The sequence below is a fragment of the Halospina sp. K52047b genome, assembly GCF_008709855.1.
In the GTDB taxonomy this organism is placed as follows: domain Bacteria; phylum Pseudomonadota; class Gammaproteobacteria; order Pseudomonadales; family Oleiphilaceae; genus Halospina; species Halospina utahensis_B.
The window spans coordinates 257,848-272,382 of sequence record NZ_VYJH01000003.1; the positions used below are offsets into that span (position 1 = coordinate 257,848).

At 63.7% G+C, this 14,535-nt stretch carries 11 protein-coding genes and 1 pseudogene; 4 read left to right on the plus strand and 8 right to left on the minus strand.

All coding sequences use genetic code 11. The annotated features are described in order from the left end of the window. Positions 1 to 6: 6 nt before the first annotated feature. From F3089_RS05825 to F3089_RS05855, 7 genes and pseudogenes are all read right to left on the minus strand, one after another. On the minus strand, positions 7 to 690 hold the full coding sequence (locus F3089_RS05825; RefSeq protein ID WP_151439887.1) for a response regulator transcription factor: 684 nt from the start codon (positions 688 to 690) through the stop codon (positions 7 to 9). Continuing rightward, positions 690 to 1,004, minus strand: a complete 315-nt coding sequence (locus F3089_RS05830; protein WP_202405673.1) for a PepSY domain-containing protein — start codon at positions 1,002 to 1,004, stop codon at positions 690 to 692. The genes F3089_RS05825 and F3089_RS05830 overlap by 1 nt, the downstream gene beginning before the upstream one ends. Then, positions 1,004 to 1,660, minus strand: a complete 657-nt coding sequence (locus F3089_RS05835; RefSeq protein WP_225741687.1) for a cytochrome b/b6 domain-containing protein — start codon at positions 1,658 to 1,660, stop codon at positions 1,004 to 1,006. The genes F3089_RS05830 and F3089_RS05835 overlap by 1 nt, the downstream gene beginning before the upstream one ends. 62 nt (positions 1,661 to 1,722) lie before the next feature. After that, positions 1,723 to 4,821 (minus strand): efflux RND transporter permease subunit, encoded by a 3,099-nt coding sequence (locus tag F3089_RS05840; protein WP_151439889.1) that lies wholly within the window; start codon positions 4,819 to 4,821, stop codon positions 1,723 to 1,725. Continuing rightward, positions 4,818 to 6,191, minus strand: a complete 1,374-nt coding sequence (locus tag F3089_RS05845) for an efflux RND transporter periplasmic adaptor subunit (protein WP_151439890.1) — start codon at positions 6,189 to 6,191, stop codon at positions 4,818 to 4,820. Before F3089_RS05845 ends, F3089_RS05840 begins: the two co-directional genes overlap by 4 nt. Positions 6,192 to 6,278: 87 nt before the next feature. Next, positions 6,279 to 6,461, minus strand: a pseudogene (locus F3089_RS05850) (cytochrome D1 domain-containing protein); the annotation flags it as partial. Between the two features lie 41 nt (positions 6,462 to 6,502). After that, on the minus strand, positions 6,503 to 7,606 hold the full coding sequence (locus F3089_RS05855) for an NnrS family protein (protein ID WP_151439891.1): 1,104 nt from the start codon (positions 7,604 to 7,606) through the stop codon (positions 6,503 to 6,505). A 127-nt stretch (positions 7,607 to 7,733) separates the two neighbouring features. Between F3089_RS05855 and can the strand changes: the two genes are divergently transcribed. Further along, positions 7,734 to 8,405 carry a carbonate dehydratase gene (gene can / locus F3089_RS05860; RefSeq protein ID WP_225741688.1) on the plus strand — a complete coding sequence of 224 codons (672 nt, stop codon included), beginning with the start codon at positions 7,734 to 7,736 and terminating at the stop codon, positions 8,403 to 8,405. A 37-nt stretch (positions 8,406 to 8,442) separates the two neighbouring features. Next, positions 8,443 to 9,621 carry an MFS transporter gene (locus F3089_RS05865; protein WP_151439892.1) on the plus strand — a complete coding sequence of 393 codons (1,179 nt, stop codon included), beginning with the start codon at positions 8,443 to 8,445 and terminating at the stop codon, positions 9,619 to 9,621. Here F3089_RS05865 and F3089_RS05870 read toward each other — a convergent pair. After that, on the minus strand, positions 9,572 to 12,226 hold the full coding sequence (locus F3089_RS05870) for a nitrate reductase (RefSeq protein WP_151439893.1): 2,655 nt from the start codon (positions 12,224 to 12,226) through the stop codon (positions 9,572 to 9,574). The two genes, F3089_RS05865 and F3089_RS05870, sit on opposite strands and share 50 nt — an antisense overlap. A 306-nt stretch (positions 12,227 to 12,532) precedes the next feature. On the opposite strand from F3089_RS05870, the gene F3089_RS05875 reads away from it, so the two are divergent. Next, a complete protein-coding gene (locus F3089_RS05875) occupies positions 12,533 to 13,159 on the plus strand; it encodes an ANTAR domain-containing response regulator (protein ID WP_151439894.1) in 627 nt (208 codons plus the stop codon). After that, entirely contained in the window at positions 13,152 to 14,315 is a 1,164-nt protein-coding gene (locus F3089_RS05880) for a CmpA/NrtA family ABC transporter substrate-binding protein (RefSeq protein WP_151439895.1), read from the plus strand. Before F3089_RS05875 ends, F3089_RS05880 begins: the two co-directional genes overlap by 8 nt. The last annotated feature ends 220 nt before the right edge of the window (positions 14,316 to 14,535 follow it).

The following is a 14,535-nucleotide window of genomic DNA, read 5'->3' on the forward strand; positions in this document are numbered from 1 at the left end:
CCTCAGTCAGCCGTCCTGCTGGTGGAAGAAACGGGGATGAAAGACGTAGCCCTGACCACGCCGGGTCTCGATGGCCTCGTGTCCGATCTTCCGGCGCAGCCGGTTGATGTAGACCTCGATGACATTGCTGTCCCTGTCCTGGTCGTATTCATAGACATGCTCGGTGAGGCGGCTTTTCGACAGCAGGGTATCAGGGTGAAGCATCAGGTAGCGTATCAGCCGGAACTCGGTTCCGGTCAGCCCTACCCGGGTGCCGGAAGGCAGAAGGGCTTCCTGGCGCTCTTCATCGAGGGTCAGGCCGCCGGCGGTAAGGGCACCGCCGGGCCGGTTGCTGGCCCTGTGGATGAGGGCATTGAGCCGGGCAATCAACTCCTCGGTATGGAAGGGCTTCCCCAGGTAGTCATCGGCACCGGCCTTGAAGCCGTCGACTTTCTCATGCCAGGCGTCCCGGGCCGTGAGGATCAGGACCGGAAGGTCGTTGCCCGCCGTCCGCCAGTTCCGCAGCACGTCGAGCCCCGAACGCCCGGGCAGGCCGAGGTCCAGTACCGCCACATCGTAGGCCTCTTCCTCGCCCAGGTACTGCGCCTCAATGCCGTCGCCGGTGACATCCGTGGCAAAGCCCGCATCACTCAGCGCCTTTCTCAGCTGTTCGGCCAGGGCGGCCTCGTCCTCAACCAGTAACAGTCGCATCAGTCATCCGAATCCTCTTCACCCAGAAAGTCACCGGTAACGGCGTCAAAGCGCAGTTCACGGACCTCTCCCGATGGGCCAAGGATTTCCAGTTCGTAGATGTGCTCGTCGTCCTCGCACTCCAGCTCCACTTCCAGTACCCGGCCATCGGGGTAACGCTGGTGAAAGGTGCTGAGGATCTGTTCAAGACCAACGATGTCCTCATTCTCATGCAGTTCCCGGACCTCGTCATGATCGGCGCCGGCAATGGGTATAAGCGCCGCAAGCAGCAGTGGGGCGGCCATGGGCCGCCGCCATTTCCGCAGGATTGTCATCAGTGCCCCCTCTTGTATCCGGTGAACATGGATCGGACCAGGTTCTGGCGTTCGCGGATGCTTTCCACGATCACGGCGATCACGTGAAGAATCACCAGCGCCAGCGTCAGGTTAGCAAACAACTCATGGACTTCTTCGGCCGTTTCCACCAGGGCGCTTTCCTCGTGTTCTTCCTCTTCGTGGGCTTCTTCGCCCTCTTCAGACTTGTTATGCGTTTCGCCGGGGGCAACCCCTGACTGCATCTCCGGTGTGGCAATCAGCCAGCCGGCGAGAGGCCCTTCGCCTTCCTCCCCCGCGAGGACGACCATTCCGGCGCCGGAGGTGATGAGCAGGGACAGGATGATCGCGAGGATCATGGCACCGCCTGCCGGGTTGTGCCCCCGGTAGTACGCGGCGCGTCCCCGGATAGTGTCGCGCAGGTACGCCAGTATGGTGCCGGGAGAGAACACGAAGCTGCTGAAACGGGCGTGTTCGCTTCCGATAAAGCCCCAGATAATGCGCAATACCAGCAGCCCCACAATGAGGTAGCCCGCCCAGGCATGCAGCCACTCGGGCTCTCCCTCGGTCAGATAGGCCGTAAAGAAGGCAATGACCAGAAGCCAGTGGAAGATGCGTATGAACGGGTCCCAGACCCGCACCTGATTGTCCTGATTCATGGTTGGTTCTCCGCTGCCCATGTATTCAGGCTCCAGCCTATGGGCGCAACCTTAATTCAGTCTTAAAAGGCATCCGCGTCCGTACTGGTTAGGCCAAGATCGCTGAGGATGGCGTAGAACGCCGGCAGTGCGATCAGGATCAGCACGGTTGAGATCAACAGCCCGAACACAACGGAGATCACCAGGGGAATGACCGCCATGGCCTGGGTGCTGGTTTCGGTCAGCAGCGGTAGCAGGCCGGCGATGGTGGTGCTGGAGGTGATGAAGATGGCCCGGAACCGGTCCCGGCTGGCCTGGCTGGCGGCACTCAGGGCATCGAGCCCATGCTCCCGGTGGATCCGTATGAACTGGAGCAGCAGGATGGCGTTGTTTACCACGATTCCGGCCAGGGACGCGGCTCCGATCAGTGATGGCATGGACAGGTTGTAGCCCATCAGGATATGGCCCCAGATGGCGCCCATGAAGGCCACCGGGATCGCCAGCATCACGATCACAGGCTCGATGGTGCTGCGGAACTGGAACGACAGGATCAGGAATATGCCCACAAGCCCGATCAACAGGCCCCGGGCGATGGACTGGCCTGTTTCCTGTGAGCGGGCGGTCTGACCTTCCACGGTGATTCCGAGGTCGGCGTAACGATCCTTCAGTTGCGGGAATTCTGTTTCCCTCAGATCGCCCACAATAGCGGCTGCGTTTGCGGTCTGTGAATCAACGTCAGCGGTGACCGTCACGGTGCGCAGTCCATCGACCCGTGTAATCTGCCCCCAGCCCCTCGCGTTCTCAACCCGGACCACTTCGGTCAGTGGTACGGCGCCATCGCTGGCGCTGAACACGACGCTGTCGGCGAGGAAGTCGAGAGTATTGCGTTCCTTCGCTGTCTGGCGCAGCAGGAGCTCGATGTACTGATCTCCGACCTGAACCGAGTCCACAATCTCACCGAGCAGACTGGTCCGGATCTGGGTGGCTACATCGCGGGCATCAATGCCCAGCGCCAGGGCCCCCTCCCTGAGTGAGAGCAGTCGTTGGGGCTTGCCGGGGCGGAGGTCGTCCATGATGTTGAGGGTGCCGGCGTAACCACCAATGGCTGAGGACAGGTCTGTGGCCGCCTGTTTCAGGGTGTGCAGATCCTCGTGCTGCAGGCGGACCTCAATGGGAACGCCCGCCGGGCCGAAACCGGGTTCCTGGATGTTGAGGCTGACAAGGCCATGGATGCTGCCGATCTCCTCGTACCAGCGCTGCCTGAGCGTATCCAGGTTCGTCGTGCGCGCTTCGGCCGTCAGAAGGTCCACCATGACGGTGGCGATATGGGGCCCGGTTTCTCCGGCACTGGCGTGATGGTTGAACCGCGTCTGGATGTTCTCAACCAGGGGCTGTTCTCCGGGTTGCTCAGGCCTCAGCTCCTGATCGATGGCCTCCATGGCAGCGCTGACCTGCTCTGCAACCGCCTCGGTGCGTTCCAGTGGGGTACCCTGGGGCATGAGGATCCGTGCTTCCAGTACGTCACCTTCGATGTCCGGCATTCCTTCCATCTTGATCGCCCCAAAGGCGATGACACCGACAGAGCCGAACAGGAACAGCAGTATGGCGGCAAGCACCGGGTAGCGGGCTCGGATGGCGTGGTCCGTGACACGTCCGGCGTGCTCGCGCAGCACCTCGAAACGCTGCGTGAAGCCCGCCCTGAAGCGGGAATCGGCACCATCTTCCAGCGTCTTCAGGCTCCGTTTCAGGTGATGGGGGAGGATCCAGAAGGCTTCAATGAGGCTGGCGGCCAGGGCGGCGAGCAGGGCGACCGGCAGGACTTCGAGCACCGCCCCCATTTCTCCGGCCAGAAAGCCCAGAGGTACAAATACGGAAGCCGTGGTCAGAAACGAGGACATGACGCCGGGAAAGACCTCGCGGGCGCCGTGGGCGGCGGCTTCCAGCGGGGAGCGGTTCTGTTTGGCGTGGGTCGCGATGTTATCGGTAATCACCACGGCATCGTCCATGACGATGCCAATGGCCATGAGCAGAGCGACCAGAGTGATCATGTTCAGGGTAAGCCCGGTCGCCAGCATGACCGCAAAGGCTCCGGCAAACGCGGCGGGCAGTCCGAACAGGGCCCAGAGAGCAAGGCGTGGGCGGAAGAACAGGCTCAGAACCAACCCCACAAGCACCAGCCCGAAAATACCGTTCTCAACCAGCATCTGGAGGCGATCCCGGACGATGGAGGTCATATCCTGGGTCAGTTCCAGGCTGACGGTACCATCCGTGGCCCTGAGCTCACTGTTGCGGAATGCCTTGAGCGCGTCCATGACGCGCAGCGAATCGGCCCCCAGGCTTTTGTGGACCTCCAGAATGATGGCCCGCTCACCGTTGAAGGTAACCCGTTCTTCATCCCGTTCATGAGAAATGCTGACATCGGCAATGTCGCCCAGCCGGATCTCGGCACCGCTGTCGCCGCTGATGATGCGGATGTCCCTGAGGTCTTCGGCACGTTGGCGCTGGTCCACAAAGCGCAACTGAACATCCTGTCGCTCCGTCTCCAGGGTTCCCAGAGGCAGGTCCAGGTTCTGGCGCTGCAGGGCCGCGGCGATATCCGTGGTGGCCAGCCCATATTGGCGCAGTTGGTCGCGCGAGACCGCTACCTGCCACTGGCGCTGTGACAGGCCCCGGGTTACCACATCCGCGACACCCTCCAGGTGCAGCAGTCGGTCCTCGAGGTCGTCGGCGTATTCCTCCAGGTCGTTGAAGGACATGGGGCCGGAAATAGCGAGGGCGGCCACCAGATCGGTGCGGTAACGTTCTTCAATGACCGGGTCCTCGGCGCGCTCGGGCAGGTTCTGAAGCGCCTCAATCTCTGTCCGGATGTCGTCCAGGAAACGCCCCATATCACCACCACGGTTCATGCTGGCGATGGCGTTCGCCCTGTTGTCCCGGGCCGTGCAGGTGAGTTCATCCAGGTTCTCGACCCGTTGGAGGGCTTCATTGAACCGTTGGCAGATGGCTTCTTCGACGTCTGCGGCGGTTGCACCGCGGTATTCCATGGTGATGCTGACTTCCGGTGGTCGGTAGTCGGGGAAGGTCTCGCGCTTGAGGTTGGGTGCGGCGAACAGCCCGATGGCCAGAATCAGGATCAGAAGGAGATTGCCAGCCGTGGGGTGGGCTGCAAACCAGCGGATCATCGGGCGGAACTCCGGGCCTGGCTCCGGATGGTATTCAGGGCTTTATCATCGCGGCTCGGGTTGAGTCGGGTTCCATCGATGGCGGGAACCAGATCATCCAGCACCAGCCGTTCTCCGGGGGTCACCCCCTTCTGGATGACAGCAAGATCATCCTGGGTCCATCCCACCGAGACCCTGCGCCGTTCAAGGCGGTCCTGGTCATCGGCCAGATAGAGGGTATCTTGGTGGACGCTCGCTGCGGGAACCGCAATCACGTCATTCGGCGTTGGGAGCGAGAGGGTGCCCTGCACGTACATGCCCCGAACCAGTGGTGGCTTCTCGGGTGGATTGGCATTGCGGTAGGGCTCTTCCACGCTCAGTACTACCTGGACGGTGCGTGTGCCCGGATCAAGGCCACTGGCAATCCGCGTGACGCTGGCGTCCCAGTTGACATCCGGGGCTCCCGCCAGTGAAAGGGTTGCAGTGATCCTGCTGAGATCAAGGCGTTGGTGCAGATCCGCCACTGATCTGTCGGGTGTGCCAGCGGGCGTGTCCGGGAGCTGACGCAGCAGGCGGCGGAGCTGGGCAACGGGAAGCTGGATGACGGCTTCCGCCCGGGCGATGCCGTCGGCCCGGAGCAGGGTTTGCCCTGTGCGCACTTCCTCCTGCTTTTCCACCGTGGCGTCATGGATGCGCAGGTCGAAGGGAGCGGTGAACCGGGTGTCCGCCAGATCCTGCCGGGCCTGCTCCAGAGCGGATTGGGCACGGGCAGTGTGCGCCTTAAGCCTCTCACGCTGGCTGGGCATCAGTGCCAGTTCATTCTCCAGTGACTGCACGGCCTGACGTTGCTGAAGTGTCGCCCGTTCCTGTTCGTCCACACGTGTTCGGGAGACTGCGTCCCTCTCTGCAAGGCGGCGGATGCGCTCAAGCTCTTTCTCCGCCAGGGCCAGGCGTTCTTTCTCCAGTTCGAGCAGCATCCGGGTGTTGGCGGCTTTCTGTTCAAGCTCGCGGCGGTCACTGCGGGTGGCCGCCAGATCCGCTTCGGCGCTGGCGACGGCCAGCTCGTAACGGGTTGGATCGATCCGGAGCAGTTCGGTGCCTTCATCGATGATGTTGCCGCTTTCCAGCTCCGGGTGACGCTGGGTGATGCGCCCGCCCACTCGGGCGACCGCCTGCCAGCGTCGGGCCGCGCGCACGTTGCCGTAACCACTGACCTCAACACGAAACGGCATGGGGGTAATGGGGATGACCCGTACACTGCGGGCAGGCGAAGGGGAGCTGGATTCCGCGGGGCCTGGCCTCAGGCTGGCCATAACCACGACGAAGACAATGCCTGCGAGCAGGGACAGCATGACCAGGAGCGCGTTTTTCCGGTGCGGGACAGTAACCACGGCTGACTCCGGAATGGATTACCCAGCATTAAGAATAATCTAATGTAATACAGTACCTGGGGCATCAGTTGCTCACAATGATGTCCGTCAATGGCTGGTGCCTTCCTCATACTGGATCTTATTCCAGACGTTGTATTTGCCGGGTGCTGGCTGGAGTGTCTTTTCGATTTCCAGTGTCTGTCTGTCGATCACGTGGACCTTGTCGCTGTTGGGGCCGAAGAAGACATCCACCCAAGCGTAGCGTGAGTTCTCATGGCTGCGCATGAAAAACATCTTCTTCACCAGCCGGGCTCACCGGATTGGGTTGTAGTTCAACGGTGCAGGATCAATGCGCCCGCAGTGAACGCATAGGCCAGTGACCAGGCAGCGGCCGCTGTCCACAGAAGCTCAGGCGCGTTCCAGGGAACCGGCCCTGCTGCCAGCCGCGCCAGTGCCGCTACTGCCACGGGGACCAGGGTGGCCATGAGAACGCCTGAAGGCGGCGGCTGGCGGCGGATGGCGTGATAGTGGATCCGCAGCATCACACCGATGGTCAGGGTTCCCAGCGCGCCCACTGTAATCAGGTGAAGCAGCGCCGATGGATCCCGGCCGAGCAGTTGCGCCAGGCCTATGCCCAGGGCGCCGGCTGCCAGCCACACTGTTCCCAGCGCCAGACCCAACAGATCCGGCCGGTCCAGGCACAGCCAGAGCCGCCAGCGGACCGTGCGGATCAGGATCAGAATACCGGCAGCTGCCAGAAAAGTGCCTGCGGGCAATACAGGCAGCGGCAGCAGGGTCAGGGCGGCCGCCAGCCCCAGTATCAGGATCAGGGCGGCCTCGATCCGCGGCTGGACCCGTGCTTCCTGCGTAATGCCACGTTTTTCCAGAGTGCCCGCCACAGCTGGAGCGATCAGTCGCCCGCTCATGAAGGTCATCAGAAGCAGCAGCAGGGCTACCCCGGTGTGAAGCAGCGTCGTGGCCCCCGGAACCGGGATGATCGGCAGTATCAGCCAGAGCAGGGGAAGACCGCACAGGCTCACCATCAGCGGCACCAGCATGCGGTTGCGCCATTTCTTGGCGGCATTGAAGCGGGGGACCACCCGCCAGGCCAGCAACAGGGCGAATGCGGGGCTGAGCAGCTGGCTCAGCCAGAATCCGGGTGCCAGGGCGTAGCCCAGACGAGCAGCCAGCCAGAGCCCGAACAGTGCAGCCAGCCAGCGCCTGGGCTGAGGGCCAAGGGTGTAGCCAGCAATCACCGCCAGGGCAAAGCCGAACACCATCTCGTGACCATGGTGGCTTCCCGCCAGACCGGGAGCCCAGCGCCAGCCGGCCAGCATGGCGGCCATGGACAGCGGCATTGCGATGGCCGCATGGAGGCAGGCGGCCGGAAAGAAAAAGCGGTGGCTTTTCAGGCGTTTTTCGCGGCTGCGGGCCATGCCGGTTCCATTTCCTTAAAAGATTCAATAAATATAAATGTTAATGGTGGGGCCCGCAATCCGGTTCCCCGCGGGCCGGCTGCCCGGTAAGATGGGGCTGACGGCCACAGGTGGATTAGGGGGGATATTGGCAACAGCACTCAAGCATCTGTTCGATAACAACGCGCAGTGGGTTCAGGACACGCTGGCGCAGGATCCGGGTTTCTTTGAGCGGCTCTCCCAGCAGCAGGCGCCGGAATACCTGTGGATCGGCTGTGCCGACAGCCGGGTTCCCGCCAACCAGGTGGTGGGGCTGATGCCTGGCGAGCTGTTCGTTCACCGGAATGTGGCCAATGTGGTGGTGCAGACCGACCTGAACCTGCTGTCGGTGCTGCAGTTCGCCGTGGAAGTCCTGAAGGTGAAGCACGTGATCGTCTGCGGTCATTACGGCTGCGGTGGCGTCAAAGCGGCTTATCAGGATGCCCACCTGGGGCTGATCGACAACTGGCTGCGCCACATCCAGAACGTCGCTGCGGACTATCGGGAACTGTTGGCGGCCCAGCCGGATGAGATGGCCGCCGTTAACAAGCTCTGCGAGCTGAACGTGGTGGCGCAGGTTGCCAATGTCTGTCGGACCACGGTGGTGGCGGATGCCTGGCGGGGCGGCCAGGAGCTCTCGGTCCACGGCTGCATCTATGGTCTGGAGGATGGCCGTCTGCGGGATATGGGTCTGGGCGTCCGCAGCACTGGCGAGCTTGATGAACAGTGTCGGCAGGCCGTGGAGCGCCTGAGCCAGGGGGCGCCCATGCCGCAGGAATGATCCTGTTGCGTGGCCCTCATCAGCGGCGGGAGCCCACATGAAGCTGTTTCTGGCGGTCGCCACCGTCACTGTCATGGGGCTGTTCCAGTCATCGCTGCTGGCAACCCTGCCCTGGATCATTGAACGCACTGGGCTGCCGCCCGTTTTCTGGTCGGTGCTGGTTGCCGCCAGCCTGATTCTGGTGGCCGTGAGCAGTCCGGTCTGGGGCCGGCGTACGGACAGCCATGGGGCCCTGCCGGTGATGCGCCTCACCATGGGGCTGGTGGTGGTCTGCTATGGCCTGTTGATCCTGGCGATCCTTGCCCTGTCGTCTCCCTTCTGGATTGCGGTCATCGCCATCGCGACGCGCCTGGTCTACGGCATTGCCACTGGCGGCGTATTCCCCTCTGCCCAGCGTTTCGCGCTGGCGGACAAACCGGTTGCCCAGTGGCCGGAGACACTGGCCTACATCCAGGCCTCAACCCATGCCGGGCGCGTCATGGGTCCAGGCATCGTGGCGCTGGCGGCGATATGGAGCCTGCCGCTGGGGCTGGTCCTGATTGTCCTGCTGGGCGCGGCTCTGTGGCTCATGCAGTGGTACTTCGCAGCGGGCGTGGCCCCGGAGCCGTCCGGAAACCGTGAAAGCGCCGTGGCGCCGCCCTGGAACGAGGACTGGCCCCTGTATGCCCTTGGGTTCGTGATCACCCTCTGGGTGGGGCAACTCCAGTTTGCTCTGGGGCCCTACATCCAGAACCTGGCAGACCTCGATTCGGTAACGGCCTCCCAGTGGACGGGGACGGTGCTGATGGTGGCATCGGTTTCCGCGGTCCTCGCCGGGCCCCTGGGGAACCGCTGGCTGTCGCCCATGCCCCGAATCCTGAGTGGCCTCTGGCTCGGCGTATTTACCCTGGGGGGCGTATTGCTGGCGGCTTCGTCCAGCGTGATCGGTGTGGGCGTAGCCGTGTGCCTGATCACCGCCGGGCTTACCCTGGCCGCCCCCTGGTACGGCAGCATCCTGCGGGCACGGCGCCCGGATGCCCAGGGCCAGGTCTCCGGGCGCCTGATCAGTGTCCATACCATCGGTTTCGGCAGCGGCACGCTTTTCGGTGGCCTGATGCTGGAACTGGTGCCGGATCAGGCCATGGCTGCCTTCTATCTGCTGGGGCCGGTGGCGGGAACACTGGCGCTCATCCATCACCTGAGGGTTCGGGCAGGGACTGTTCCACCAACTGCCTGAGTTCCGGTACGCAGGAACCACAGTTGGTGCCACAGCCCAGGGCACCGCCGAGGGCGGATACCGAGTCACAGCCTTGCGCCAGAGCTTCCTCGATCCGGCGCTCGCCCACCTGGTAGCAGGAACAGATGATGGGGCCGGGGTCTGGCTGGTCGCTGTCCCGGCCTGCCAGGACACGGCGCCGTGTACCGTCATCCAGTGGTTGCGTCTGGAAGAGGCTGTCCAGCCAGTCGAGGCCGGGGAAGTCATTCCCGGGTTCCACCAGCAGCACCGCCCGCAACCGATCGCCGTGATACCAGGCTGCCCGGTAGCGCCCGGCCCTGGGGTCCCGCATCTCCGAGTCGGGTTCCCCTCCGAGCCACTGGCGCGCGGTGCCGGGCCAGTCCGGGATGGGGCTGTTGCCGGCCAGGTGCCAGCAGGTCGTCTTCTCCATCGGTACCCGGGCCCAGTAGAGGCCTTCAGGCCACTGCTCCGGCTGTTCGCCCAGTAACCGGGCATGCCAGCGGGCGTTGAAGGGCAGCAGTGCGGCGCTGGCGTGCTTGGTTTCCGGCTGTCCGGAAAGCGGATCGATGACTCTGGGGAAAAGCGCGGAAGCCAGTCCGTTCGTGGTGAACTGGTGGTTCCAGTGGATGGGCACGAATACCTCCCCCGGCCGCATACCGTCACTGGCCCTGGTTCGACCCAGGTACCGGCCCTGGCCGTTGCTGAGCCAGGCCAGGTCGCCATCCGCGAGATCGTGAGCTGCGAGGTCGTCCGGATGGACCTCAATAAACGGTTCACACAGGTGCTGGAGAAGACGCGCCGCGCGGCCCGTGCGGGTCATGGTATGCCACTGGTCGCGGATGCGGCCGCTGGTGACCCGCAGGGGGGTGGTTACTGTGGGCCCCCTTGCCGGTGCCGTGGGATGAATGGGGGTGAAACGGGCCCGACCGTTCGGTGTGGGGAAGGCGCTATCCCCGAACAACCGCTCACGGCCACGGGGGTGTTCCGGTGTGACCGGCCACTGGACCGGCGTCATGGCGTTATAGTCGCGGTCGGAAAAGGCGGCAAGTGCACCCAGGTTGAACTGCTGTCGGGGGGCACCGGAAAGGGTCGAAGCCAGGGCGTGTTCCCGGAAGATCGCTGCGGGGCCGGCATAGTCAAACGCTGCATTGAATCCCATGGCCTGGGCCACGGCGCTGAGGATCCACCAGTCCGGGCGTGCCTCGCCGACGGCCGGTATCAGGCCCCGCTGGCGCGAGATGCAGCGTTCGGAATTGGTAACGGTGCCGTCCTTCTCGGCCCAGCCCATGGCCGGCAGGGCGACATCCGCCAGGGCCAGGGTGTCAGTGTCGGCCACACAGTCCGAGACAATGACCAGCGGGCACTGGGTCAGTGCATGGCGTGCCCGCTCCGGGTCCGGGAGCGACACCAGCGGGTTGGTGGCCATGATCCAGACGCACTGGATCTCACCGCGCTCCATGGCCTCAAAGAGGGCAACAGCCTTGTGCCCGGGCTCCGTGGGCAGGGATGGAGCCTGCCAGAAATGGGCCAGTGCCTCCCGTGCCCCAGGGGTGTCGTAGTCCATGTGTGCGGCCAGCTGATTGGCGAGCCCGCCGACCTCGCGTCCGCCCATGGCGTTGGGCTGGCCGGTCACGGAGAAGGGTGTGGCACCGGGCTGGCCGATGCGGCCGGTGGCCAGGTGGCAGTTGATGATGGCGTTGGCCTTGTCCGTGCCGGAGCGGCTCTGGTTCAGCCCCTGGGACCAGAAGCTGGTGGTGCGCGGGGTCGCGGCGAACCATTCATAGAAGGTGCGGACGTCCGCCACAGTCAGGTCGCACTGGTCGGCGACGGCTTCCGGGGTGGGTGAACTATCACGAGCTGCCTGAAGGGCGGCGTCAGGGCTGTTGCAGTGGGCGCCGATCCAGGCCTGATCCAGCGCGCCGGAATCCGCGAGCCATACCAGAAGACCATTCCAGAGGATGGCGTCCGTTCCCGGCCGCAGGGGCAGATGCAGGTCAGCCTGCTCACAGGACGCGGTGCGCCGGGGATCAATCACCACCATCCGCCGTTCGGGCCTGTTGTCGCCTGCCCTCTGCATACGCTGGTACAGGATGGGATGGTTCCAGCCTGGATTGGCGCCGGCAAGCACCAGCAGGTCGGCCAGTTCCAGGTCCTCGTAGCAGCCCGGCACCGCGTCCTCGCCGAATGCACGCTTGTGGGCGGCAACCGCCGAGGACATGCACAGCCGTGAGTTGGTATCCACGTGTGGCGTGCCGATGAAGCCCTTGGCGAACTTGTTGGCCACGTAGTAATCCTCGGTGAGGAGCTGGCCGGAGAGGTAGAAGGCAATCGACTGGCCGCCCTGTTCCTGCTGCAGGCGGGTCAGTTCCGCGCCCAGGTACTGGATCGCCTCGTCCCAGTCCGTATCACGCCCCTGAATGCGCGGTCGGGTCAGTCGGCCCTGGGAACCGAGCGTTTCGTGCAAGGCGGACCCCTTCACGCACAGCCGCCCCGCGTTGGCAGGATGGTCCGGATCACCCTGGACCGGCTCGAGGGTGTCTTCCTTGATAGTGGCGTCGACACCGCAGCCGACGCCGCAGTAGGGGCATGTGGTTTTGCAGCCCATGATGGATGCTCCCTGAACAGAAGAAGCCCGGCCCCGGCCCCGGCACGGATTCGGTGCCGGTGACCGGGCTTCGGTACCCGTGGTCTGTGATGGTGTTGCTTCTCCGTTCGCAAGCATTTCCCATGCCTGCCTGAAATGGCCCCAATCAGGGGGAGGGGGAGCCCAGTCATGTCCTGTTTCGGGGCAGATTGCACTGCATTGGGGCGCTCGCTCCGTTGAAGCCGGCGATTGAGACCGGTTTCATGGGCAAGGCGGCTGGCGTGGCTTTTGCTTCAGAATGGCGCGAATCGACGCTGGGGATGGAGCATGTCGGCGGATCAGAGCGGTGTACGTGTCATGCTGGTGGACAACGAGCCGGAACGGGCAGCGATGGTGTGCGACGCACTGACCTCCGAGGGCTACGAGGTGGTGGGGCAGCGCAGCAGCACGCGTGGGCTCGTGGCAGCTGTTGCCCAGGAGGAGCCGGACGTGGTGATCATCGATATGGATTCACCGGACCGGGATACCCTCGAGTCCATGTCCGCCCTCAATGAGCACGCGCCCCGGCCGGTGGTGTTCTTCGCCAGTGATGACAGCGACAGCCATACGATCCAGCAGGCCGTTAACGCCGGCGTCAGTGCCTACATTGTGGACGGGCTTGAACAGCATCGGGTCAAGCCGATCGTGGAGGTGGCGGTGGCGCGTTTCGAGGCTTTCCAGTCACTGCGTCATCAGCTGGAGGAGACGCGGACGGCGCTGGAAGAGCGTAAGGACATCGAACGGGCCAAGGGGCTGGTGATGAAGCAGAACAACTGTTCGGAAGATGAGGCATTCCACAGCATGCGTAAACTGGCGATGGATCGGAATCAGAAACTCAGCGAGGTGGCCCGCCAGCTGATTGAGGTACTGGGTGGGGCCGAAGGGGCGGGATCCCCGGAGGCAATGGATGACTGACTGGATGCATGGTACGGAATCAAGTGAGACCATCCGGTTGGGATTCATCCCCCTGCTGGACGCCGCGCCCCTGATCATGGCTCAGGAGGCAGGCTTCTTCGCGGAGGAAGGGTTGGATGTCAGCCTGTATCGACAGCCCTCCTGGTCCAGTCTGCGGGATCGTGTCGGCGTTGGAATGCTGGATGGCGCCCAGATGCTCGGGCCCATGGCCCTGGCCATCAATATGGGGCTCGGGGCGCCGCCCTGCCCGGTCATCAGCCCTATGGTGCTCAGCCGTAACGGCAATGCCATCACGGCCAGGCGAGCGCTCTATGAGCAATTGACTTCTACCGGTTTCGATCTCTCCGAACCCTCGGAGGCGGCATGTGCCCTGGCGCGGGTCGTGGCGTCCAGTGATGAGCCGATCAGGCTGGGCATTGTCTACGCCTGGTCCACCCATTACCTGCAGCTGCTCGACTGGCTTGCCAGTGCTGGACTGTCGCCCGGCCCGGGTCTGGAGCTGGTAACGGTGCCGCCGCCGGAGATGATGACTGCACTGGCCTACGGCAGTGTTGATCTGGCCTGTGTCGGTGAGCCCTGGAATTCGCTGATGGAGTATCACGGGCTGGGCCAGATCCTGGCGACGGGGTGCCAGGTCTGGCAGAACGCGCCGGAGAAAGTCCTGGGCGTGCGCCGCGACTGGGCGCAGGCCAACCCGGAAAAACTGCGTGCGTTGATGCGTGCCCTGGTCCGCTGCTGCCGCTGGCTGGATGACCCGGATAATCGCGAACTCGTCCACCGCATACTGGTGCACCCCCATTACCTCGGCAGTGCCATTGAGCCTCTCGGAGATCAGGGCGAAAGTCTCTTCCACCCCAGGGTCCAGCAGCACTTCTTTCGTCAGAGTGCGAACTTCCCGTGGCTCTCCCAGGCGCAATGGCTGCTGTCGCGTATGCGTCTGCGCAACCAGGGCGAGCAGCTGCTGGAGACACCGGATCTGGACAGCATTTTCCGTCCCGACCTCTACCGCAAGGTCGCGGAAAGCCTGAGTCTGGACGCGCCGATTATGGACTATAAGGACGAGGGGGAGCACCGTCAGCCCTTTGTGGTGGAAGGAGTCCGGGGGCAGGTTGAGGTAGCCCCGGATGCCCTGATCGCAACCGCCGGTCAGGACTGATCCGCGCCGGTGCATGGGGGCTGCCTGATGCACCTGATTCGGTCGTGGATGATCATCTTCTGCGGGTCGGGTTCCATAAAAAGCCTTTAAAATCAGAATCAATGATCAGTGGCATGCTTCCTGCTTAGGCTTGGGTGTGCCACGGACAGGTTGACGGTTTGCCATGGCACGGACCGGCGTGGCGGCCGGGGTGCAGATGGAGCTGCACACCAGAACATGA